The organism is Cupriavidus gilardii (assembly GCF_013314895.1).
Taxonomy (GTDB): domain Bacteria; phylum Pseudomonadota; class Gammaproteobacteria; order Burkholderiales; family Burkholderiaceae; genus Cupriavidus; species Cupriavidus gilardii_C.
This window is the reverse complement of sequence record NZ_JABTYE010000014.1, coordinates 58,038-79,510: the sequence shown is the minus strand read 5'-3', so window position 1 is coordinate 79,510 and position 21,473 is coordinate 58,038. Positions and strand designations below refer to the sequence as shown.

Below are 21,473 nucleotides of genomic sequence, written 5' to 3'. Positions count from 1 at the left end.
GCTTCCTTTTTGGCCGGCGCGCCGCCAGGCGGCCGCACAGGCATGTTGCGTCAGGCCGCCGCCGCGGGCCGGCCGATCGCGTGATATTCGATGCCGGCCTCCTGCATCGCGGCCGGCTCATACAGATTGCGCCCGTCGAACACGACCGGCGTCTTCAGGCGCCGCCGGATCTGCGCGAAGTCCGGGCTGCGGAACACCTTCCATTCGGTGACGATCGCCAGCGCGTCGGCGCCGTCGAGCGTCTCCATCTGCGCCTCGCAGAACGTCACGCGCTCGAAGCCGCCTTCGATCTCGGCCAGATCCTGCGCCAGCGCGCGCCGCGCCTCGTGCATCGCGACCGGATCGTGGACCCGCAGCGACGCGCCGCGCGACACCAGATCGCGCGCCAGCACCCGCGACGGCGCCTCGCGCATGTCGTCGGTATTCGGCTTGAACGCCAGGCCCCAGATCGCGAAGGTGCGCCCGCTCAGGTCCTCGCCGAAGCGCCGCACGACCTTGTCGCCGAGCACGCGCTTTTGCGCCTCGTTGACCGCTTCCACCGCTTCCAGCACGCGCATCGGCTTGCCGCTCGACGCGGCCGTGCGCATCAGCGCCTGCACGTCCTTCGGGAAGCACGAGCCGCCGTAGCCGGCGCCGGCATAGAGGAAACTGTAGCCGATCCGCGGATCGGAGCCGATTCCCAGGCGCACCAGCTCGATATCGGCGCCGACCTCGTCGGCCAGGTTGGCCAGTTCGTTCATGAACGAGATCCGCGTCGCCAGCATGGAGTTGGCGGCGTACTTGGTGAATTCCGCCGAGCGCACATCCATGTAGAAGGTGCGCTCGTGATTGCGGTTGAACGGCGCGTACAGCTGCCGCATGATCGCCTTCGCATGACGGCCGGCGGCATCGTTGTTGCAGCCAAGCACGATGCGGTCGGGCCGCATGAAGTCTTCCACTGCGGCGCCTTCCTTCAGGAATTCGGGATTGGAGACCACCGAGAACTGCAGGTCCTCGAGCCCGCGCGCGGCGAGTTCCTCGCGAATCGCCGCGGCGACGCGATCGCCGGTGCCGACCGGCACGGTCGACTTGTCGACCACGATCTTGAAACCGGTCATATGCCGGCCGATATTGCGCGCGGCAGCCAGCACATATTGCAGATCGGCCGAGCCGTCCTCGTCCGCCGGCGTGCCGACCGCGATGAACTGCACATCGGCATGGTCGACCGCGGCGGCGACGTCGGTGGAGAACACCAGCCGTCCGGCGTCGCGGTTGCGCTGGATCAGGTCCTTCAGCCCGGGCTCGTAGATCGGCACGCCGCCGTCGTTGAGCAGCGCGATCTTCTCTTCATCGACGTCGAGGCAGAACACATCGTTGCCGAGCTCGGCGAGACAGGCGCCGGTGACCAGGCCGACATAACCGCTGCCGATGATGGTGACTTTCATGAGGACGACTCCGTGAGACGGGGCGGATCAGGCTGGAAGAGGCTCAGCCGAGCGCTTCGGTGCGCCGCGGCGCGTAGGATTCCCAGCGGTTGCAGCCGGGACATTGCCAATAGAACAGGCGCGCGCGGAAGCCGCACTCGCGGCAGGTGTAGCGCGCGAGATTGCGGGTGCGCAGCTGCAGCAGGTCGCGGATCGCGGCGTCCTCCTGCGCGGTCGCGTTGGCGGCGGCAGTCGCCGCGTCGCCGGCAGCCGCTTCTGCGGCGGGCGCGCCGTTGCCTTCGCCGACGTCCGCCGTCGCAGGCTCGAGCGCGGCCAGGGCGGCGCGCGCATCGAAGTAGCGCGTCAGCGCCTGCAGCGACGGCTGGCGGCGCAGCTGTTCGCGCATCAGCGTCGCGGCAGCGGCCGGGCCGGCAAGTTCCAGTTCGGTGCGATAGGCGGTATCGAGCAGTTCGGCGGCGAGGCCGGTCTTGAGCAGGCCGCGCAGCCATTCCAGCGCCTTGCCCTGTTCGCCCAGGTCGCGATACGCCTTGACCACACGATCGGCGACCAGCGGCAGATAGCTGGCGTCCTGGCGTTCGATGCCGAGCCAGTGGCCCAGCGCCGCGCCGAGATCGCCGGACGTCATGGCGACGTCGCCCAGCAGGATCGGCGCGCGCACGTTCTTCGGATTCTCGCGCAGCGCCTGCTCGAGCCAGCCAATCGCCTCGTCGGGCTGCTTGCGCTGCAGCGCGTCCTGCGCCAGCTCGCAGCAGAACTGCGCGATCTGCGCGCTGTAGTCCTGCTGGGTCGCGCTCTGCAATTCGCGCGCGGCGTCGATGGCCTTGCGCCACTCCTTCTCGACCTCGTACAGCTCCAGCAGCACACGCTTGGCCGAGGCCGCATAGGGACCCGACATCAGCGCACGCAGCGCGTCCTCGGCGCGGTCCAGCAGGCCGGCGCGCAGATAATCCTGACCCAGTTCATACAGCGCGTGCTCGCGCTCGGTGTCGGGCAGATCGGGACGCGTGGCGAGGTTCTGATGCACGCGAATCGCACGTTCGGTCTCGCCGCGGCGGCGGAACAGCGCGCCCAGCGCGAAATGCAGTTCGGTCGTTTCCGGATCGAGCCGCGCGACTTCGATAAAGGCGTCGATGGCCTTGTCCGGCTGCTCGTTCAGCAGGAAATTCAGGCCCTTGAAATACGAGCGCGGCAACGCGCCCTGCTCGCTGATCGCCTGCCGCAAGTCGAGGCGGGCCGCCATCCAGCCGAGCCCGAACACGAGCGGAAGGGCGAGCAGCCACCAGGTTTCAAAATTCATTGCTTAGACTTTCGGGCCGATTACGTTGTAAGGCGCCACGGCGTTGGGAGATGACGCGCCGGCGCCGTCGTCGGCCGGCGTGCGTGCATTGCCGACCGCACGGCGCAGCCGGGCGATCTCCAGCCGCTGGCGCATCAGGCTCGGCGCCACCGAGATCAGCGCGGCCAGCGCGCCGAGCACGAAGAAGGCGAGCAGGATCAGGATCAGCGGCGCGCGCCAGACCGCATCGAAGAACAGCTGCAGCGACACATCGGCGGTATTGCGCAGGGCGAGCACGAACAGCAGCGCGAACAGGACGATACGGATAATCCAGGCGACAAGTTTCATGCGATTGACGAGGTGTCTGCGGCGGCGTGGCGGCGAAATGGCGAAGGTGCATCCGTGCGGTCGCCGGCTGTTGCCATGTCGAAACGTCGAAGCGTGGAAGCGTCGAAGCGGCAGGCCGGCCGCCGGCGGCGGCTCCCCGGCATTGTAGCGGAATCGATTGGCGCACACGGCGCGATCGGGGCCGCCGATGCGGGCGAATCGCCCGCTCCCTCGGGATACGGACAGGTCACTCAGACTCGCCCATCGGCACCGCGGTTCCGCGTTGTCCAACGCGGCGCGCATAAAAAAAGCGCTCCTTGCGGAGCGCTTTTCGATTTCCGTGGCCGGCTTCGTTGCCGAAGCCCGCTGGAATTCAGGACTGCGCCAGATTCAGGCCCGAGCCTTCCTGCTGGACGCCAGGCATCGCGGTGCCATGCGTCAACGGACCGCGTTCGCCGCCCAGCGGGACATGCCCGTTGGCGGCGGCGCTGCCGTTGCCGTTCAGGTTCAGCGCGGTGCCATCGACACCGTTGCCGCCGTTGCCGTTGCCATTGCCATTGACACCGTGCTCGCCGTTACCGCTGCCGTTGCCGGTCACCGGATTGCGGTCGACCCGCTCGCGCAACTCCTTGCCCGCCTTGAAGTGCGGCACCCGTTTCTCGGGCACCAGCACCCGCTCACCGGACTTGGGATTGCGCCCCACACGCGGTGGCCTGCGATTCAGGCCGAAGCTGCCGAACCCGCGGATCTCGATGCGATGGCCATCGGCCAGCGCATCGGACATCGCGTCGAGGATGGTTTTGACCGAGATGTCCGCATCCCGCAGCAGCAACTGCGGAAAGCGGGCAGCCAGCTTTTCGACGAGCTCGGACTTGGTCATGGCATCCGCGCGTGAGTTGGACGGTCGCGATCGACGCGATTACTGGTTGTCCTGGCCCAGCTTGGCCTTTAGCAGCGCGCCCAGGTTGGTCGTGCCAGCCGTGCCGGTGTCGGCCTGGAACTTCTGCATGGCTTCCTGCTGCTCAGCCGAGTCCTTGGCCTTGATCGACACGTTGATGTTGCGCGACTTGCGATCGATGTTGACGATCACCGCGGTCACCTGCTCGCCTTCCTTCAGCACGTTGCGGGCGTCCTCGACACGGTCGGCCGAGATTTCCGAGGCGCGCAGATAGCCTTCGACGTCGTCGGCCAGCTGGACCACGGCACCCTTCGGATCGACGGTCTTGATCGTCGCGGTGACGATCGAGCCCTTGTCGTTGGCCGAGATGAAGTTGTTGAACGGATCGCCCGACAGCTGCTTGATACCCAGCGAGATGCGTTCCTTGTCCACATCGATGCCCAGCACCACGGCCTCGACTTCGTCGCCCTTCTTGTACTTGCGCACGGCCTCTTCGCCGGACTCTTGCCACGACAGGTCGGACAGGTGCACCAGGCCGTCGATGCCGCCCGGCAGACCGATGAACACGCCGAAGTCGGTGATCGACTTGATCTGGCCGGTCAGCTTGTCGCCCTTCTTGTGGTTGCGGCTGAAGTCGTCCCACGGATTGGCCTTGCACTGCTTCATGCCCAGGCTGATACGACGCTTGTCTTCGTCGATATCCAGCACCATGACTTCGACTTCGTCGCCCAGCTGGACGACCTTGGACGGGGCCACGTTCTTGTTGGTCCAGTCCATTTCCGACACGTGCACCAGGCCTTCGATGCCGGCTTCGATCTCGACGAACGCGCCGTAGTCGGTCAAGTTGGTGACCTTGCCGAACAGGCGGGTGCCTTGCGGGTAGCGGCGCGAGATGCCGACCCACGGATCTTCGCCCAGCTGCTTGACGCCCAGCGAGACGCGGTTCTTTTCCTGGTCGAACTTGAGGATCTTGGCGGTGATTTCCTGGCCGACCGACAGCACTTCGCTCGGATGGCGAACGCGACGCCATGCCAGATCGGTGATGTGCAGCAGACCGTCGATGCCGCCCAGGTCGACGAACGCACCGTAGTCGGTGATGTTCTTGACGATGCCGTTGACGATGGCGCCTTCCTTCAGGGTTTCCATCAGCTTCTGGCGCTCTTCGCCCAGGGTCGCCTCGACAACGGCGCGGCGCGACAGCACCACGTTGTTGCGCTTGCGATCCAGCTTGATGACCTTGAATTCCAGGGTCTTGCCTTCGTACGGCGTGGTGTCCTTGATCGGACGGACATCGACCAGCGAACCCGGCAGGAACGCGCGGATGCCGTTGACCATCACGGTCAGGCCGCCCTTGACCTTGCCGGTCACGGTACCCGAGATGATTTCGCCGTCTTCCAGCGCCTTCTCGAGGTTCAGCCACGATGCCAGGCGCTTGGCCTTGTCGCGGGACAGAATGGTGTCGCCATAGCCGTTCTCGAGCGCGTCGATGGCCACGGAAACGTAGTCGCCGGCCTGCACTTCGAGTTCGCCCTGGTCGTTCAGGAACTCCTCCACCGGCACGAAGGCTTCAGACTTCAGGCCGGCGTTGACGACCACGAAATTGTGGTCGATCCGCACCACTTCGGCGGAAATCACTTCGCCAGCCTTCATATTGGAGCGGGCGACGGATTCCTCGAACAGTGCGGCAAAGGATTCGTTGTTTTGCAGGTCGGACATAAACGTAAGTTAGCAATCCGCAATACCTTGGCCGGCGCGACGATCACGCTCAGTCTGCCAGGGTAGCGGGGTCAGGTTGAACCATGCCGGCGGCCCGTTCCGCCTGCAAGCGCGTCAGTTGTCGCGTTCGCTGCGGCCGGCTGCCGGCGCCCCATGGCGCGGCGCGGTCACCCTTGGGTCAGCGGACCCAGTTCGGCGTGCCACGCCAGCACCTGCGCCACCGCCTGATCCACCGTCATGTCGGAGGTATCGAGCAGTCGCGCATCTTCCGCGGGACGAAGCGGTGCGGCGGCACGGGAACGGTCCCGCGCGTCGCGTGCTTCCAAATCACGCAAAAGGTTTTCGATACTAGCAGAAATTCCCTTATCAATCAATTGTTTATAGCGCCTGCGCGCGCGTGCCTCGACGCTTGCGGTCAGGAACACCTTCAGGCGCGCGTCCGGGAAGATCACGGTGCCCATGTCGCGGCCGTCGGCCACCAGCCCCGGCAGCTTGCGAAAGCCGCGCTGCAGTGCCGTCAACGCATCACGAACGGGCTGATGGACCGCCAGGGCCGACGCCCGGTTGCCGATCGCCTCCGCGCGGATGGCCAGACTGACCTCCTCGCCGGACAGCCAGACCCGGTCCGGGCCGAACTTCACATCGAGGCGGGCCGCCAGGTTTGCAAGGGCCGGCACGTCCGCCTCGTCGATACCGGCGCGTTCGCTGGCCAGCGCCACCAGACGGTACAGCGCCCCGCTGTCGAGTAGATGGAAGCCCAGCGCATCGGCGACCTTGTGCGCCACGGTTCCCTTGCCGGAGGCCGTTGGCCCGTCGATGGTGACGACTTCAGCGATAGTCATTTCTTATCAAAACGAAAGCAACGATCAATTTCTCGATCTAATTGAGAACCATTATCATTCTTCCATCGGTAGGGAGCGTCGATGCGCGGCTCCCGCAGACCAACGAGGCAATCTACCATGGCAAAAACCCTGTCGTTCGGCATCATGCACCTTGGCATCGCGTTCAGCGTGACCTATGCGCTGACGGGCAGCCTTGCCATCAGCGGTGCCGTCACCTTCATCGAACCGGCCGTCAACACGGTCGCCCACTACTTCTTCGACCGGTACTGGGAAAAGCGGGAGCGGCGCAAGGCAGCACAAGCCGAAACGCCCGCTCACGCCCAGCAGGACGCCGGAATGCCGATGGCGCCGGCACATTAGGCCGACAGCAGCGCTGGCCAAGGCTCAGCGCACCACCTGCCCGAACACCTCGAAATAGTCGGGAAACGTCTTCGCCACACAGCGCGGATCGTTGATGCGGATCGGCAACGGGCCGAAGGTCGCCAGCGAGAAGCACATCGCCATCCGGTGGTCATCATAGGTATCGATGCCGTCAGCAGGCGTGCGCCACTGTACCGGCGGTGCGATTCGCAGATAGTCGTGCCCTGCCTCGACGTCGGCACCGAGCTTGCGCAGCTCGGCCGCCATCGCATCGATGCGATCGGTCTCCTTGACGCGCCAGCTGCCGATATTTGTCAACGTGGTCGGACCGTCGGCGAACAGCGCGGCCACGGCCAGCGTCATTGCGGCGTCGGGAATATGGTTGCAGTCGAGCGTGATGCCGTGCAGCCGGCCGTCGTCGCGGTCGACGCCGCGCACCTCGATCCAGTTGGCACCCGCCATCACGTTGGCGCCCATCCGGTTCAGCGCATCGGCGAACTGCACGTCGCCCTGGATGCTGGCCAGTCCCACCCCTTCGACGCGCACCGGACCGCCTCCGATGGCGCCGGCGGCCAGGAAGTACGACGCCGACGAGGCATCGCCCTCGACGAAGATCTCGCCGGGCGAGCGATAGCGCGCCCGTGCCGGCAGCACGAAGCGCGACCAGCCGTCGCGGTGCACCTCGATGCCGAAGCGTGCCAGCAGATTCAGCGTGATCTCGATATAGGGCTTCGAAATCAGCTCGCCCACCACCTCGATCTCGATGCGCCCGCCCGGCGCGTCGGCCAGCGGCAGCGCCATCAGCAAGGCGGTCAGGAACTGGCTCGACACATCGCCGCGGACCTGGATCGGACCGTCGATGCGAATCTCGGACGGCTGCAGATGTAGCGGCGGATAGCCCTCGTTGCCGAGATAGTCGATGCGCGCGCCGACCTGGCGCAGGCCATCGACCAGATCGCCGATCGGCCGCTCATGCATGCGAGGCACGCCGGACAGCCGATAGTCGCCGCCCTGCAGCGCGAGCGCGGCGGTCAGGGGACGAATCGCCGTGCCGGCATTGCCCATGAACAGCTCGGCCGCCTTGACCGGAAACTTTCCGCCGACGCCGCTCACCAGATGGTCGCCGCCGTCCTTGCGCCATGCGACGCCGAGGGTCTTCAGCGCGTCGAGCATCACGCGCGTGTCATCGGAATCGAGCAGATCGCGCACCCGGGTCTCGCCCTCGCTCAGCGCGGCCAGCAGCAGCACGCGGTTGGAGATGCTCTTCGAGCCGGGAAGACGGACCGTGCCAGCGGCACGGGTGAAGGGGCCAAGCGTCAGATGTTCCATGGTCGGGCTACTCGGGCTACTCGGGCTACTCGGGCTACTCGGGCTACTCGGGCTACTCGGGCTACTCGGGCTACGGTCGGTACGGCATGCGCGGGGCGGCGGGGGCGGCGAACCAGCACCGGTTAGGCAAGGAATCACGACTCGACGTCGGCCGCCGCGGCACGCTCGGCGCCCCACTGCAGCCGCGCCTGGCTGGCACGCGCGAATACGCGTTCGAGCGCCTCGCCGTTGCCGGCCTCGATCTGCGCCCTCAGATGCGCCAGCACCGATTGATAGGTATTGAGTTCGCGCAGCAGCGCCTCGCGATTGGCCAGGCAGATGTCGCGCCACATCTCCGGCGACGACGCGGCGATCCGCGTGAAGTCGCGAAAACCGCCGCCGGCGCAAGCCAGCTTGAGCGCCGCGTCCTCGGCATTGGCCACCTGCGCGACCAGCGCATAGGACAGCAGATGCGGCAGATGGCTGACCGCGGCGAACACCGCGTCGTGCTGCACCGCGGACATGATTTCGCAGACGCCGCCAGCGGTCTCCCACATCGCGCGCACGGCGGCGACATCGGCCCGGCTGTTCTCCTGCAACGGGCACAGCACGACCTTCTTGCCGTCGTAGAGATCGTCGAGCGCAGCTTCCACGCCGTTCAGTTCGCGCCCCGCGATCGGATGGGCCGGCACGAACTGCGCGACCTTGTCGCCCAGCGCGGTCTTGGCCGCCATGATCACGTCGGACTTGGTGCTGCCCGCATCGGTGACGATGGTGCCGGGCTGCAGATGCGGCTCGAGCGCATGCAACAGCGCGAAGGTCTGCGCCACCGGCGCGCACAGCACGATCATGCTGGCACCCTGCGCGGCTTGCTCGAGCGACGCGGCGCGGTCGATCACGCCGAGCGCCAGTGCGCGTTCGAGCGAGGCTGGCGAACGGCCGACACCGACCACTTCGCCGACGACGCCGGCACGCTTCAAGGCTCGGGCCAGGGAACCGCCGATCAGGCCGACGCCGACGATCACGACACGGGAAAAATGCAGGGCACTCACGACAGTACGCCGAGATCGGCGGCGGAAAGGAGGAAAACCGGCATTGTAGCCGCTCGCCGCGCCGCGGCGGGCGCCAGCGGACTCGATATGGCAAAACAGGGCGCCGCGGCGCCCTGTCGGAAGGTGGACGGCGGCGGCGCTGCTGCGCCCCGCGGAAGCCTTACTGCAGCGCGCGCTCGAGCGCCGCGATAAAGGCCGCGTTCTCCTGCGGCAGGCCGATTGTCACGCGCAGCCACTGCGGCAGCCCGTAGTTGCCGACCGGACGCACGATCACGCCTTGCTTGAGCAATGCCAGATTGACGCGCGCGCCCGCCTCGTTGTCGTCGCCGACGCGGACCAGCACGAAGTTGCCGTACGAAGGCACATACTGCAGGCCGAGCCGGTCGAAGGCCGCCACCAGCTGCGCCTTGCCTTCGCGATTGAGCGTCGCGCTCTTGCGCAGGAAGGCGTCGTCGCCGAGCGCGGCCACCGCCGCCGCCTGAGCCAGGCTGTTGACGTTGAAGGGCTGGCGGATCCGATTGAGCAGATCGGTCAGCGCCGGCTGCGCGACCGCGTAGCCGACCCGCAGCCCGGCCAGGCCATAGGCCTTCGAGAAGGTCCGCGAGACCATCAGGTTCGGATACTTGCGCACCCACTGCACCGACTCGTACTGGTCCTCGGGGTCCAGATACTCGTTGTAGGCTTCGTCGAGCACCACCACCACATCGGCGGGCACGCGGGCGAGGAATGCCTCGATCTGCGCGGTAGGCAGGAAGGTGCCGGTCGGATTGTTCGGGTTGGCGATAAAGATCAGACGGGTATCGGGCGCGATCGCCGCGGCCATCGCCTCGAGATCGTGGCCATAGTCGCGCGCCGGCACCTCGATCGCACGCGCGCCGATTTCCTGCGTTGCCAGCGCGTAGACCGCGAACGAGTACTGCGCGTAGACGATCGACTCGCCCGGCTTGACCAGCGCATGCGCGGCCAGTTCGAGGATGTCGTTGCTGCCGTTGCCCAGCGTCAGCCAGTCGGCCGGCACGTCGTAGCGCGCCGACAGCGCGGCCTTCAGCTCGAAGCCATTGGAATCGGGATAGCGGCCGAGCTCGGCCACCGCGGCGGCCATCGCGGTCCTGGCCGACTCCGGCATGCCGAGCGGATTCTCGTTGGAGGCCAGCTTGACGATGCTGGCCTCGTCGAGGCCGAATTCGCGCGCGACCTCCGAGATCGGCCTGCCGGCCACGTAAGGGGAAATCGCCCGCACATATTCCGGACCGAACTGCCTGCCCTGCTCTGCCATATCGACTCCTGATTGCCTTGCCTGCGGCCCGCCGCGGGCCCCTGGTATTCCAGCTTCCCTGCCTGTGCGCCTACTTGCTCGACGGATACGAGCCCAGCACCTTGAAGTACGCCGCGTTGGCGCGCAGCTGCTGCAGCGCGCGCTCGACCGCGGCATCGCGCTGGTGGCCCTCGATATCGACGTAGAAGTAATACTCCCAGGCCCCGCTGCGCGCCGGCCGCGATTCGAAGCGGCACATCGACACGCCGTTGTCGGCCAGCGGCGCCAGCAGCTGGTAGACCGCCCCGGCCTTGTTCGGCACCGACAGGATCAGCGAGGTCTGGTCGCTGCCCGACGGCTCGGTCTCATAGCGGCCGATCACGGCGAAACGCGTGCGATTGTGCGGATCGTCCTGGATATGCGAGCGGATGATGTGCAGGTGATAGCGATTGGCCGCGGTCTCGGCGGCGATCGCCGCCACGGTCGGATCTTCGCTGGCCATCCGCGCCGCCTCGCCGTTGCTCGACACCGCCTGGCGCTCCAGGTGCGGATAGTTGGCGGTCAACCAGTGCTGGCACTGGGCCAGGGCCTGCGGATGGGCGCGCACCACGGTCACGCCCTTCATGTCCGGCGATGACGCCATCAGGTTGTGATGGACCTTCAGCGCGATCTCGCCGCTGATCTTCAGCGAGGTCTGCAGGAACAGGTCCAGCGTGCGCGACACCGCGCCCTCGGTGGAATTCTCGACCGGCACCACGCCGTACTCGACGGTGCCGGCCTCGACCGCGCGGAACACCTCGTCGATGCTCGGGCACGGCACGCCGGCGACCTCGTGGCCGAAGTGCGCGTACAGCGCCTGCTCCGAGAAGGTGCCGGCCGGGCCGAGGAAGGCCACTTCCAGCGGTTTTTCCAGGCCGCGGCAGGCAGACATCACCTCGCGCCAGATCGCCGCCACGCTGTCGCCGCGCAGCGGCCCGGGGTTGTTGCCCTGGACCTTGCGGATGACCTGCAGCTCGCGCTCCGGCCGGAACACCGGCGCGCCGAATTTCTTCTTGACCTCGCCAACGTCCAGCGCCAGCTGCGCGCGGCGGTTCAGCATCGCCAGCAGCTCGCGATCGACGGCGTCGATCTGCTCGCGCAGCGGCGCCAGCTCCACGGACAGCGCGCGCTCCTGCTCCTCGGTTGGCATGGTCGGCTGCTGGCCCTGGGCGGGGGCCGCAGCGCTTTTATCTTGGTTCGTCATGATGGAAATCCCGATTCGTCACCGCACGGCGCGCCAGTCCACACAGGACGGCGTTCCCGTCGATGGCGCCATTGCCGCCGCTCAGGCGGCGCTGCGCTCGAACTCGCGCATATAGTCGACCAGCGCGGTAACGCCCTCCAGCGGCATCGCGTTATACAGGCTGGCGCGCATGCCGCCCACCGACTTGTGGCCCTTGAGCTGGAGCAGCCCGTTGGCCCGCGCCCCGGCCAGAAAGGCCTCGTTGCGCGACTCGTCCGCCAGGAAGAACGGCACGTTCATACGCGAGCGGCAGCTCGGATCGATCTCGTTGCGATAGAAGTCGCTCTGATCGAGGAAGTCGTAGAGCGCGCGCGCCTTGGCGATATTGCGCTGCTCGATGCCATCCACGCCACCCTGCCGCTTCAGCCATTTGAACACCAGCCCGGCGATATAGATCGCGTAGGTCGGCGGCGTGTTGTACATCGAATTGTTGTCGTTGACGATGCGCCAGTTGAATGCCGACGGGCACAGCGGATGCGCGTGGCCAAGCAGGTCTTCGCGCACGATCACGATCGTCACGCCGGCCGGGCCGATGTTCTTTTGCGCGCCGCCATAAACGACCTGCACGCGCGACCAGTCGATCGGCCGCGACAGGATATGGCTGGAGGCATCGGCGACCACCACGCGGCCGTGGTTCTGGCCGATATCCGGAATCTGCTGGAATTCGACACCGACCACCGTTTCGTTGGTGCACAGGTGCACGTAGGCGGCATCGTCGGACAGCTGCCAGGTCGCCGGATCGGGAATGCGCGCGAAGCGCTGTTCCACGCTGCTGGCGGCAATATGGGTAGCGCCATAGCGGCGCGTTTCCTGCTCCGTCTTGACCGACCAGGTACCCGTCACGACGAAATCGGCCTTGGGCCGCTCGGGGTTCAGGCGCTGGATCAGGTTCAGCGGGACGATCGCGTTCTCGCCGATGGCGCCGCCCTGCAGGAACAGGATGCGGAATTCCTTCGGGATCTTCAGCAGTTCGCGCAGATCGGCCAATGCCTCGTTGTGGATCCCCTCGAACTCCTTGCTGCGGTGGCTCATCTCCATGACCGAGACACCGGTGCCGTGCCACGACAGCATTTCTTCGGCTGCCTGTTGCAGCACCTCGGCCGGCAGGGTCGCCGGTCCCGGGGAGAAGTTGTAGACACGTTCGGCCATGGCGCGCTGCATCATGGCGGCAAGGGCGGGATTCTGGGGATCGTTCATGAACGGAAAGAAAAATGGCTGCTTGGGAAGCCCAAGCAGCCATTATTACCTAAAGACGCATTTCGTTGGCATCCGGGCGTCGCGGGCGTGGCCCGTCGCGCCACGCGCGGATGCCGGCCGGTGGGCCGCGCCCCGGCTTACTTCGATGCCGCGGTGACTTCCTTCTCGGCCGCGTCGCGCATCGACTTGCCGACCTGCGGGCCATACTTCTGCATCATCGAACCCCAGATCTCCTGGGTCGCCTTGCCTTGATTGGCCATGAACTTCTGGCCGGTCGGCGACTTCAGGAAGGTGGTCAGGTCGCGGATTTCCTGCGCGGTGTAGTACTTGCCAAAGGCGTCATAGTGGGCCTTGATGGCGTCGTTCTTGAACGCGTCCGTGCCGAACTGCTTGCCGGCGCCGTCGACCATGCGCTGCACGGCGCCGTTCTTCTTCAGCTTCTCGACCGCGGCCTGCTTCTGCGCGTCGCTCAGCGTCTTGTTCTCGACCAGCACCTGTTCGAGCACCAGCGGCGCTTCCTGCTTGGCGCCAGCCTGCCAGTTCTCGGCCTGTCCCTTGACGGCCTGGTCGGCCTGCATCACGGACAGCAGTTCCTTGATCGCGGCGGTCTTGTCCGCGTCCTGCGCGCGCGCATGCTGCGCGACCATCAAGGCCGGAACAAAAGCAGCCAGCACAGCAATACGTCGAGTGGTTTTGAGCATTATGACTCCCTGATGAATTCGTCCGGTTTAGTCCGGTAGCGACTGGCCTAGTTCCAGCGGCCGCGCCATTGTTGCATCTGATTACGATTGAGCGCCATTGTCACCATTTGCGACATCATCGGCGCCATTGCCGGCACCATTGTCGTCGCCATTGGTGTCGGCATCGTTGCCGTCGCCGTTTTCGGCGCCATGATCGCCGCCGTTTTCACCGTTCTCGCCATTATCGGCATCGCTCTCCACGATGCGCTGCAGACCAGACAGCTTGGTGCCCTCGTCGACGTTGATCAGCGTGACGCCCTGGGTGGCACGGCCCATCTCGCGGATTTCGGCCACCCGGGTGCGGATCAGCACGCCCCCTGTCGTGATCAGCATGATCTCGTGCTCGGGCGCAACCAGCGCGGCGGCGACCACGCGGCCGTTGCGCTCGCTGGTCTGGATCGCGATCATGCCCTTGGTGCCGCGGCCGTGCCGGGTGTATTCCGTGATCGGCGTGCGCTTGCCGTAGCCATTCTCCGTCGCGGTCAGCACGCTGCCGACCGAGCCGGCGTCCTCGGCGTTCTCGGCCGGCGCGACCAGCATCGCAATGACGGTCTGGCCGTCGTCCAGGTTCATGCCGCGCACGCCGCGGGCCTGCCGGCCCATCGGGCGCACATCGTTCTCGTCGAAGCGCACCGCCTTGCCGGCGTCCGAGAACAGCATCACGTCGTGCTGGCCGTCGGTGATCGCGGCGCCGATCAGATAGTCGCCCTCGTCGAGGTCGACCGCGATGATGCCGGCCTTGCGAGGATTCGAGAATTCGGTCAGCGCGGTCTTCTTGACGGTACCGCGGGCGGTCGCCATGAAGATGAAATGCTCGGCGTCGAACTGGCGCACCGGCAGGATCACCGTGATCTTCTCGCCTTCCTGCAACGGGAACATATTGACGATCGGCCGACCGCGCGAGGTGCGCGAGCCTTGCGGCACTTCATAGACCTTCAGCCAGTACAGCCGGCCGCGGTTCGAGAAGCACAGGATGTAGTCGTGCGTGTTGGCAACGAACAGCGTATCGATCCAGTCGTCTTCCTTGGTCGCCATCGCCTGCTTGCCCCGGCCGCCGCGCTTCTGCGCGCGGTATTCGGAGATCGGCTGGCTCTTCATATAGCCGCTGTGCGACAGCGTGACCACCATGTCCTGCGGAGTGATCAGATCCTCGGTATCGAGCTCGGTGGCGTTCAGCTCGATGTGCGAACGGCGGTCGTCACCGAATTCGGCGCGGATCGCGGTCAGTTCGTCGGTGATGATGGTGGTAATGCGCTCGGGGCGGGCCAGGATGTCGAGCAGGTCCGTGATCGCGTCCATCACGTCGCGGTACTCCTGCACGATCTTGTCCTGCTCCAGCCCGGTCAGGCGCTGCAGACGCATCTGCAGGATTTCCTGAGCCTGCGAGTCGGACAGTCGGTACAGGCCGTCGTCCTGCATGCCGAACACCGGCGGCAGACCGTCCGGCCGGTAGGCCGCGCGGCCGCCCGGGGTATCGGTCTCGGCGCGCGCCAGCATCTCGCGCACCAGTTGCGAGTCCCACGACTTGGCCATCAGTTCCTGCTTGGCGATCGGCGGGGTCGGCGCGGCCTTGATGATCGCGATGAACTCGTCGATATTGGCCAGCGCGACCGCCAGGCCTTCCAGCACATGGCCGCGCTCGCGCGCCTTGCGCAGTTCGAACACGGTGCGGCGGGTGACCACCTCGCGCCGGTGCGACAGGAAGCACTCCAGCATCTGGCGCAGGTTCAGCAGGCGCGGCTGGCCGTCGACCAGCGCCACCATGTTCATGCCGAAGGTGTCCTGCAGCTGGGTGTTCTTATATAGGTTGTTCAGGACGACCTCAGGCACCTCGTTGCGCTTGAGTTCGATCACCACGCGCATGCCGGACTTGTCCGATTCGTCGCGGATGTCGGAGATGCCCTCGATCTTCTTCTCCGTGACCAGCTCGGCGATGCGCTCCAGCAGGGTGCGCTTGTTCACCTGGTAGGGCAGCTCGTCGATGATGATTGCCTGGCGCTGGCCGCGGTCGATATCCTCGAAGTGGGTACGTGCTCGCATCACCACCCGGCCACGGCCGGTACGGTAGCCTTCGCGCACGCCCTGGATGCCGTAGATGATGCCGGCGGTCGGAAAGTCGGGCGCCGGAATCAGCTCGATCAGCTCGTCGACCGTCGCCTGCGGGTTGCGCAGAAGGTGCAGACAGCCGTCGACCACTTCGTTCAGATTGTGCGGCGGGATATTGGTGGCCATGCCGACCGCAATACCCGACGAACCGTTGATCAGCAGATTCGGAATACGGGCCGGCAGGATTTGCGGCTCGTTTTCGGAGCCGTCGTAGTTCGGGACGAAATCGACGGTTTCCTTGTCGATGTCCAGCAGCATTTCATGCGCTATCTTCGACAGCCGGATTTCCGTATAACGCATGGCCGCGGCATTGTCGCCGTCGACCGAACCGAAATTGCCTTGGCCGTCGACCAGCATATAACGCAGCGAAAAATCCTGCGCCATGCGGACGATGGTGTCGTAGACCGCGGTATCGCCGTGCGGGTGATATTTACCAATCACATCGCCGACAATACGTGCCGATTTCTTGTAAGGGCGGTTCCAGTCGTTGTTCAGCTCGTGCATCGCAAACAGCACTCGCCGATGGACGGGCTTCAGGCCGTCCCGTACATCGGGAAGCGCGCGCCCGACGATAACGCTCATGGCGTAATCCAGGTACGAGCGACGCATTTCCTCTTCGAGGGAGACCGGAAGGGTTTCTTTGGCGAATTGATCCATTGCGGCGTGGCTTATGCGGTTGAAACGCCCGCAAGCGGCGGTCGGCACCGGATGATCCGGCGCTGCCAGCGCGGCGGGTAACATGGCATTCTAACATGCGCCGCACCGCCTCCCCTCGCCCCCGGGACCACCCTCCATGCAGGCCCTGACGATCTGCCTCGATGTCTCGAAACCCAAGCCGGACAAGGGTTTGCGGGCATCGCAAGAGGCCATGTTGCACAAACACCACAGGCCCCGAAGCCATGGATTGAATCGCATATATTTACTTCTTAGGAAACGAGCCTTGTGGCACAATTCCCCAGCGAAGAGCCAGACATTGTTCGAAGTGGAGCATTCGTCACCTCGAGCGAGAAGGTTATACTCCGAAGAATGTATGACTTGTTTTCGTCCATTTGCTCGCAGTAACCCTGCGGTGATCTCATCCTGAGAGGAGAAATATGAAAAAATTTGCCAAGCTCGCGCTCGTTGCAGCTACCGCAGTAATGGCCGCATCCGCTCAAGCCCAGACCGCGTCGGTCCCCTACGAAAAGAAGGCGGTGAACGACAACTGGGGTAACGGTACGAGCGAGTACGTGTGGAAGAATGGCACGAACGAGCTCTGCTGGCGCGATAGCTCCTGGACCCCGGCCACGGCCAATGCTCAGTGCGACGGCGCGCTGGCTCCGGCTGCTGCCCCGGCTCCGGCTCCGGCTCCGGTCGCTCCCCCGGTTGTCTCGAGCGAGAAGGTCACCTTCGCCGCTGACACGCTGTTCGACTTCGACAAGGCTGTGCTGAAGCCGGAAGGCCGCGCCAAGCTGGACGACCTGGTGTCGAAGCTGTCGGGCATCACCCTGGAAGTGATCATCGCCGTCGGCCACACCGACTCGTTCGGCACCGATCGTTACAACGATCGCCTGTCGATCCGCCGCGCCGAAGCCGTCAAGGCCTATCTGGTGAGCAAGGGCGTGGAAGCCAACCGCGTCTACACCGAAGGCAAGGGCGAGCGTCAGCTGAAGGTCGATCCGAAGTCGTGCAAGGGCAACCGCACCGCTCAGATCGCCTGCCAGCAGCCGAACCGCCGCGTGGAAGTCGAAGTGGTCGGTACCCGCAGCGCTCGCTGATCGGTCCCGCTCCACGGCGAAAAAGCCCAGCGCAAGCTGGGCTTTTTTTCGTCCTGCGTTTGGGATCAACGCCCCTGCTCCGCTCTCCTGTCCATTGGACACACCGCCGTCGGCTCGCCTCGCGGGGCGCATTTTGTTAGAGTTGCCCCAATTCCTAATGTCCCGCGCTCCGACGCGCGCGCCAGATTCATGACGCCGACTTCCCCCGTGATTCACCCCACCGTCGAGACCCACCAGATTGCGCGCAACGCCGATCTGAAGGAGATCGACAAGTTCAGCGAAATGGCCCACCGCTGGTGGGATCCGAACAGCGAATTCAAGCCGCTGCACGAGATCAACCCGCTGCGGCTGGGCTGGATCGACAGCATCGCCGATCTGCGCGGCAAGCAGGTGGTCGATATCGGCTGCGGCGGCGGCATCCTCTCCGAAAGCATGGCGCGCGCCGGTGCGACCGTGCGGGGCATCGACCTGTCGACCAAGGCACTGAAGGTCGCCGACCTGCACAGCCTGGAGTCGGGTGTTGCGGTGACCTACGAGGAGATCGCCGCGGAAGCGCTCGCAGCGCGCATGCCGGCCAGCTTCGATGTGGTCACCTGCATGGAGATGCTGGAGCACGTGCCCGACCCGGCGTCGATCGTGCGAGCCTGCGCCACCCTGGTCCGCCCCGGCGGCCACGTCTTCTTCTCGACCATCAACCGAAACCTGAAAGCCTATCTGCTGGCGGTGATCGGCGCCGAATACGTAATGAATATGTTGCCGCGCGGCACGCACGACTACGACAAGTTCATCAAACCCGCCGAACTGGCCCGCTACGCGCGACAGGCCGGTCTGGATCTGGTCGAGATGCGCGGCATGGTCTACCGGCCGCTGTCGCAGGTCTACGAGCTGAGCGCCGATACCGACGTCAACTACTTGATGGCCCTGCGCCGCGCCGCCTGAGCATGCCGACCTTCGACGCTGTTTTCTTCGATCTGGACGGCACGCTGGCCGATACCGCGCCCGATCTGGCCGCCGCCGCGAATCGACTGGTGGTCGAGCATGGCCGCCCACCGGTCGACTACGCGCTGCTGCGCCCGGTGGCTTCCCATGGCGCACGCGGGCTGATCGGCGCCGCCTTCGGCAAGACGCCCGACGACCCCGACTTCCCCGCACTGCGCGATGCCTTCCTGAACTACTACGAAGCCGACATCGCCGTGCAAACCCGCCTGTTCGACGGGATCGAAGAGGTTCTTGCGGCACTCGAATCCGCGGGCATCCCGTGGGGCATCGTCACCAACAAGATCGCCCGCTTCACCACGCCGCTGGTCGATGCCATCGGCCTGGCGCCGCGCGCGGCCGCAGTGGTCAGCGGCGACACGACGCCGTATCCGAAACCTCACCCCGCCCCGCTGCTGCACGCCGCGCAGATCAGCGGCGTCGATCCGCTGCGATGCGCCTACGTGGGCGACGACCTGCGCGACATCCAGGCCGGCAAGGCGGCCGGCATGGCCACGATCACGGCGGCCTACGGGTACTGTGGCGAGGGTGAGCCGCCCGAGCGTTGGGGCGGCGACCACCTGGTGCGGCATCCAAGCGAGTTGATTCCGCTGCTCACCGCTGGCGTTGCCGCACCCTAGGGAACCGGTGCGCACGCCCGGCGTCGAAAGCGAGTACAATCCGTTTTCCTTACTGGGGCCGACCTGGTTTCGACGTGGGTTGCAAAGCAGTAGAGGGCATACCGAGGACCCGTCACCTCGTAAATCAATGGGAACGCAATAACTGCTAACGACGAACGTTACGCACTGGCAGCCTAAGGGCCGCCGTCCTCGCACTGGCTCGCTGACGGGCTAGGGTCGCAAGACCACGCGAGGTCATTTACGTCAGATAAGCCCTGCGGGTGTCACGACCTCAGGGACGAAAACCAAGTGACTCGCCGTCGTAGAGCGTGTTCGTCCGCGATGCGACGGTTAAATCAAATGACAGAACTAAGTATGTAGAACTCTCTGTGGAGGATCTGCGGACGCGGGTTCGATTCCCGCCGGCTCCACCAGTATTCCACCCGACGACATCCGGCAGATGTCCTCAAACCCGCGACAGCGTCAGCTGCGCGGGTTTTTGTTTTCCAGTGTTGCGGACAGCAACCCTCCTGCCAGACCGGTGGCATCATCGCGGCAATCATCCTTTACTTTCCATCCAAGCCGAGCCAGCCGATGACCGCCTTCCAACCCGTCCCCCTCCAATACGCCAGCCGCCTGATCAACCACGGCCCGACGGTGCTGATCACCAGCAGCGACGGCTCCCGCCGCAACGTGATGGCCGCGGCGTGGTCGATGCCGGTCGAGTTCACGCCGCCGCGCATTGCGATCGTGATCGACAAGCGCACCTTCACGCGCGAGCTGGTCGCGGCCAGCGGCAGCTTTGGCATCTGCATCCCGGGCGCGGCCGCGATCGATATGACTTACGCGGTGGGCAGCGCCACCGGCCGCGACGTCGACAAGTTCGCGCAGTTCGGCATCGCCGCCATCACCGGCCCCGAGCTTGGACTGCCGCTGATCGAAGCGGGCTGCAGCGCGTGGATGGAGTGCCGGCTGATTCCGGAGGCGCATACCGAAGATGCCTACGACACCTGCTTCGGCGAGGTCGTGGCGGCGGCCGCGGATCCGCGCGTGTTCGCCAATGGCCGGTGGAAGTTCGATGCGGGCAACGAGGACCTGCACACGATCCATCATCTGGGCGGCGGCAACTTTGTACGCTCGTCCTCGACGATCGCTGCCAAGCCGATCGGCTGACTCAACCCCTGAGCCCAATGCGCACTGTGTCGTGATCGCCGCCAAGCCGATCGCCTGATCCAAACTCCGAGCCGAACGCGAGCGCGATCGTTCAGCGCTTCTTCCCTGCCCGCGACGGCCGCCGCGGCCCCGGCGCCCCCAACGGCAGCAACGACTTCGACGCCGCCTGCCGCACGGCGACCGTGATGGCATCCAGCGCCGGCGAGCGCAGCCGCCACCGGTGCCAGTACAAGGGCACGTCCAGATGGCGGCCTGGCGCGAATTCGGCCAGCGTCCCATGCGCCAGCGGCTCGCGCACGAAGGGCTCGGGCATCATTCCCCAGCCAAGCCCGCGCTGCGCAAAGGCGACGAAGCCGGCGGTCGACGGCACGTAGTGCGTCGGCGGTAGCGGCTGCTGGAAATCGAAGCCGATCAGCAGCGCGATAAAACGCGCCTGCAACGCGTCCTTGCGATTGAAGGCCAGCATCGGCGTGCGCGCCAGGCTGGCGGCGTCGACGCCGCCGGCAAACGCCTCGGCGATCAACGCCGGCGACGCCACGCCCAGATAGCGCATGATGCCGAGCGGTTCGACGGTGCAGCCCTGCACCGGCTCGGCGCTGGCGCTGACCGCGGCCATCACCACCCCCTCGCGCAGCAGCGTCGCCGAATGGTCCTGGTCCTCGACGCGCAGATCGAAGACCATCGCGGGCTCGGCCGGCAATGCATCGAAGCTCGCGGGAAACCAGCTGTCGAGCGAATCGGCATTGACGGCGAGCGGCACGCGCAGCGGCATCCCGTCCTTGCCCCGCAAGCCATTGCCATCGCCGAGCTCGGCCAGCGTCTCCGCTTCGAGCAGCGCCAGTTGCTCGGTATAGCGCGCCAGCGTGCGGCCGGCCGCGGTCGGCTGGCAGGGACTGCCCCGTTGCAGCAACACCTGGCCGAGCCGCTCTTCGAGCTGGCGCATGCGCTGGCTGATCGCCGATGGCGTGACATGCAGACGCCGGGCCGCGGCCTCGAAGCTTCCCTCCTGCAGCACGGCGGCGAAGGCGGCCAGTTGGCCGTTGTCGATCTTCATCATTAGCGTTTCTAATCCAGGAAAAGGAAGTTTAGTTTTTCTTTTGCTGACAGCAAAGCTATGGTGAGGGCCTTTCCCGCCCGACTCCAGTCCACCCCCGATGAAGATCGA

General features: G+C 65.7%; 19 protein-coding genes and 1 other RNA gene. 6 read left to right on the top strand and 14 right to left on the bottom strand.

The annotated features are described in order from the left end of the window. Nucleotides 1-50: 50 nt before the first annotated feature. The 6 genes from HTY53_RS15190 to cmk form a co-directional block, all read right to left on the bottom strand. Nucleotides 51-1,424: a UDP-glucose dehydrogenase family protein gene (locus HTY53_RS15190; protein WP_174107438.1), complete on the bottom strand. Its 1,374-nt coding sequence runs from the start codon at nt 1,422-1,424 to the stop codon at nt 51-53. Between the two features lie 43 nt (nt 1,425-1,467). Then, a complete protein-coding gene (gene lapB, locus HTY53_RS15185; protein WP_174107437.1) occupies nt 1,468-2,721 on the bottom strand; it encodes a lipopolysaccharide assembly protein LapB in 1,254 nt (417 codons plus the stop codon). 3 nt (nt 2,722-2,724) lie between these two features. After that, nucleotides 2,725-3,048 carry a LapA family protein gene (locus tag HTY53_RS15180; RefSeq protein WP_174107436.1) on the bottom strand — a complete coding sequence of 108 codons (324 nt, stop codon included), beginning with the start codon at nt 3,046-3,048 and terminating at the stop codon, nt 2,725-2,727. Between the two features lie 352 nt (nt 3,049-3,400). Next, the gene (locus HTY53_RS15175) at nt 3,401-3,907 is read right to left on the bottom strand and encodes an integration host factor subunit beta (RefSeq protein ID WP_174107435.1); all 507 of its coding nucleotides are present in this window, start codon (nt 3,905-3,907) and stop codon (nt 3,401-3,403) included. 39 nt (nt 3,908-3,946) lie between these two features. Then, complete coding sequence (gene rpsA, locus HTY53_RS15170; protein ID WP_174107434.1) at nt 3,947-5,641, bottom strand: 30S ribosomal protein S1; 1,695 nt, start codon at nt 5,639-5,641, stop codon at nt 3,947-3,949. Between the two features lie 167 nt (nt 5,642-5,808). After that, nucleotides 5,809-6,483 carry a (d)CMP kinase gene (gene cmk / locus HTY53_RS15165; RefSeq protein WP_174107433.1) on the bottom strand — a complete coding sequence of 225 codons (675 nt, stop codon included), beginning with the start codon at nt 6,481-6,483 and terminating at the stop codon, nt 5,809-5,811. A gap of 117 nt (nt 6,484-6,600) precedes the next feature. On the opposite strand from cmk, the gene HTY53_RS15160 reads away from it, so the two are divergent. Then, entirely contained in the window at nt 6,601-6,843 is a 243-nt protein-coding gene (locus HTY53_RS15160) for a DUF2061 domain-containing protein (protein ID WP_174107432.1), read from the top strand. Between the two features lie 24 nt (nt 6,844-6,867). On the opposite strand, the gene aroA is transcribed toward HTY53_RS15160, so the two are convergent. The 7 genes from aroA to gyrA form a co-directional block, all read right to left on the bottom strand. Beyond that, nucleotides 6,868-8,172 (bottom strand): 3-phosphoshikimate 1-carboxyvinyltransferase, encoded by a 1,305-nt coding sequence (aroA, locus tag HTY53_RS15155; RefSeq protein ID WP_174107431.1) that lies wholly within the window; start codon nt 8,170-8,172, stop codon nt 6,868-6,870. Nucleotides 8,173-8,306: 134 nt separating this feature from the next. Next, nucleotides 8,307-9,203 (bottom strand): prephenate dehydrogenase, encoded by an 897-nt coding sequence (locus HTY53_RS15150; protein ID WP_174107430.1) that lies wholly within the window; start codon nt 9,201-9,203, stop codon nt 8,307-8,309. A 160-nt stretch (nt 9,204-9,363) separates the two neighbouring features. Continuing rightward, a complete protein-coding gene (gene hisC / locus HTY53_RS15145) occupies nt 9,364-10,479 on the bottom strand; it encodes a histidinol-phosphate transaminase (protein WP_174107429.1) in 1,116 nt (371 codons plus the stop codon). 70 nt (nt 10,480-10,549) lie between these two features. Beyond that, nucleotides 10,550-11,701 carry a prephenate dehydratase gene (gene pheA / locus HTY53_RS15140; RefSeq protein ID WP_174107428.1) on the bottom strand — a complete coding sequence of 384 codons (1,152 nt, stop codon included), beginning with the start codon at nt 11,699-11,701 and terminating at the stop codon, nt 10,550-10,552. A gap of 81 nt (nt 11,702-11,782) precedes the next feature. Next, nucleotides 11,783-12,937: a 3-phosphoserine/phosphohydroxythreonine transaminase gene (gene serC / locus HTY53_RS15135; RefSeq protein ID WP_174107427.1), complete on the bottom strand. Its 1,155-nt coding sequence runs from the start codon at nt 12,935-12,937 to the stop codon at nt 11,783-11,785. A gap of 137 nt (nt 12,938-13,074) precedes the next feature. Further along, a complete protein-coding gene (locus tag HTY53_RS15130) occupies nt 13,075-13,638 on the bottom strand; it encodes a DUF2059 domain-containing protein (RefSeq protein ID WP_174107426.1) in 564 nt (187 codons plus the stop codon). Nucleotides 13,639-13,719: 81 nt separating this feature from the next. Continuing rightward, on the bottom strand, nt 13,720-16,440 hold the full coding sequence (gene gyrA, locus HTY53_RS15125) for a DNA gyrase subunit A (protein ID WP_174107425.1): 2,721 nt from the start codon (nt 16,438-16,440) through the stop codon (nt 13,720-13,722). 437 nt (nt 16,441-16,877) lie between these two features. On the opposite strand from gyrA, the gene ompA reads away from it, so the two are divergent. The 5 genes from ompA to HTY53_RS15100 all read left to right on the top strand — a co-directional run bounded on the left by ompA (nt 16,878) and on the right by HTY53_RS15100 (nt 20,308). Further along, nucleotides 16,878-17,540, top strand: a complete 663-nt coding sequence (gene ompA / locus HTY53_RS15120; protein WP_023265125.1) for an outer membrane protein OmpA — start codon at nt 16,878-16,880, stop codon at nt 17,538-17,540. A 189-nt stretch (nt 17,541-17,729) separates the two neighbouring features. Next, nucleotides 17,730-18,479 carry a bifunctional 2-polyprenyl-6-hydroxyphenol methylase/3-demethylubiquinol 3-O-methyltransferase UbiG gene (ubiG, locus tag HTY53_RS15115; protein WP_174107424.1) on the top strand — a complete coding sequence of 250 codons (750 nt, stop codon included), beginning with the start codon at nt 17,730-17,732 and terminating at the stop codon, nt 18,477-18,479. A 2-nt stretch (nt 18,480-18,481) separates the two neighbouring features. Further along, entirely contained in the window at nt 18,482-19,156 is a 675-nt protein-coding gene (gene gph, locus HTY53_RS15110) for a phosphoglycolate phosphatase (RefSeq protein WP_174107423.1), read from the top strand. 54 nt (nt 19,157-19,210) lie between these two features. Beyond that, nucleotides 19,211-19,569, top strand: a transfer-messenger RNA (tmRNA) gene (gene ssrA, locus HTY53_RS15105). 160 nt (nt 19,570-19,729) lie between these two features. Beyond that, the gene (locus HTY53_RS15100; RefSeq protein WP_174107422.1) at nt 19,730-20,308 is read left to right on the top strand and encodes a flavin reductase family protein; all 579 of its coding nucleotides are present in this window, start codon (nt 19,730-19,732) and stop codon (nt 20,306-20,308) included. A 91-nt stretch (nt 20,309-20,399) separates the two neighbouring features. Here the strand turns inward: HTY53_RS15100 and HTY53_RS15095 are convergent, their stop codons facing one another. Further along, nucleotides 20,400-21,365 (bottom strand): LysR family transcriptional regulator ArgP, encoded by a 966-nt coding sequence (locus tag HTY53_RS15095; RefSeq protein ID WP_368041004.1) that lies wholly within the window; start codon nt 21,363-21,365, stop codon nt 20,400-20,402. Nucleotides 21,366-21,473 lie beyond the last annotated feature (108 nt).

Coding starts and splice junctions, on each gene's coding strand:
- lapB (WP_174107437.1), bottom strand. CDS start 2,721: ATGAATTTTGAAACCTGGTGGCTGCTCGCCCTTCCGCTCGTGTTCGGG.
- HTY53_RS15160 (WP_174107432.1), top strand. CDS start 6,601: ATGGCAAAAACCCTGTCGTTCGGCATCATGCACCTTGGCATCGCGTTC.
- HTY53_RS15130 (WP_174107426.1), bottom strand. CDS start 13,638: ATGCTCAAAACCACTCGACGTATTGCTGTGCTGGCTGCTTTTGTTCCG.
- hisC (WP_174107429.1), bottom strand. CDS start 10,479: ATGGCAGAGCAGGGCAGGCAGTTCGGTCCGGAATATGTGCGGGCGATT.
- serC (WP_174107427.1), bottom strand. CDS start 12,937: ATGAACGATCCCCAGAATCCCGCCCTTGCCGCCATGATGCAGCGCGCC.
- HTY53_RS15100 (WP_174107422.1), top strand. CDS start 19,730: ATGACCGCCTTCCAACCCGTCCCCCTCCAATACGCCAGCCGCCTGATC.
- gyrA (WP_174107425.1), bottom strand. CDS start 16,440: ATGGATCAATTCGCCAAAGAAACCCTTCCGGTCTCCCTCGAAGAGGAA.
- cmk (WP_174107433.1), bottom strand. CDS start 6,483: ATGACTATCGCTGAAGTCGTCACCATCGACGGGCCAACGGCCTCCGGC.
- ubiG (WP_174107424.1), top strand. CDS start 17,730: ATGACGCCGACTTCCCCCGTGATTCACCCCACCGTCGAGACCCACCAG.
- HTY53_RS15175 (WP_174107435.1), bottom strand. CDS start 3,907: ATGACCAAGTCCGAGCTCGTCGAAAAGCTGGCTGCCCGCTTTCCGCAG.
- HTY53_RS15190 (WP_174107438.1), bottom strand. CDS start 1,424: ATGAAAGTCACCATCATCGGCAGCGGTTATGTCGGCCTGGTCACCGGC.
- HTY53_RS15095 (WP_368041004.1), bottom strand. CDS start 21,365: ATGATGAAGATCGACAACGGCCAACTGGCCGCCTTCGCCGCCGTGCTG.
- HTY53_RS15180 (WP_174107436.1), bottom strand. CDS start 3,048: ATGAAACTTGTCGCCTGGATTATCCGTATCGTCCTGTTCGCGCTGCTG.
- rpsA (WP_174107434.1), bottom strand. CDS start 5,641: ATGTCCGACCTGCAAAACAACGAATCCTTTGCCGCACTGTTCGAGGAA.
- gph (WP_174107423.1), top strand. CDS start 18,482: ATGCCGACCTTCGACGCTGTTTTCTTCGATCTGGACGGCACGCTGGCC.
- ompA (WP_023265125.1), top strand. CDS start 16,878: ATGAAAAAATTTGCCAAGCTCGCGCTCGTTGCAGCTACCGCAGTAATG.
- pheA (WP_174107428.1), bottom strand. CDS start 11,701: ATGACGAACCAAGATAAAAGCGCTGCGGCCCCCGCCCAGGGCCAGCAG.
- aroA (WP_174107431.1), bottom strand. CDS start 8,172: ATGGAACATCTGACGCTTGGCCCCTTCACCCGTGCCGCTGGCACGGTC.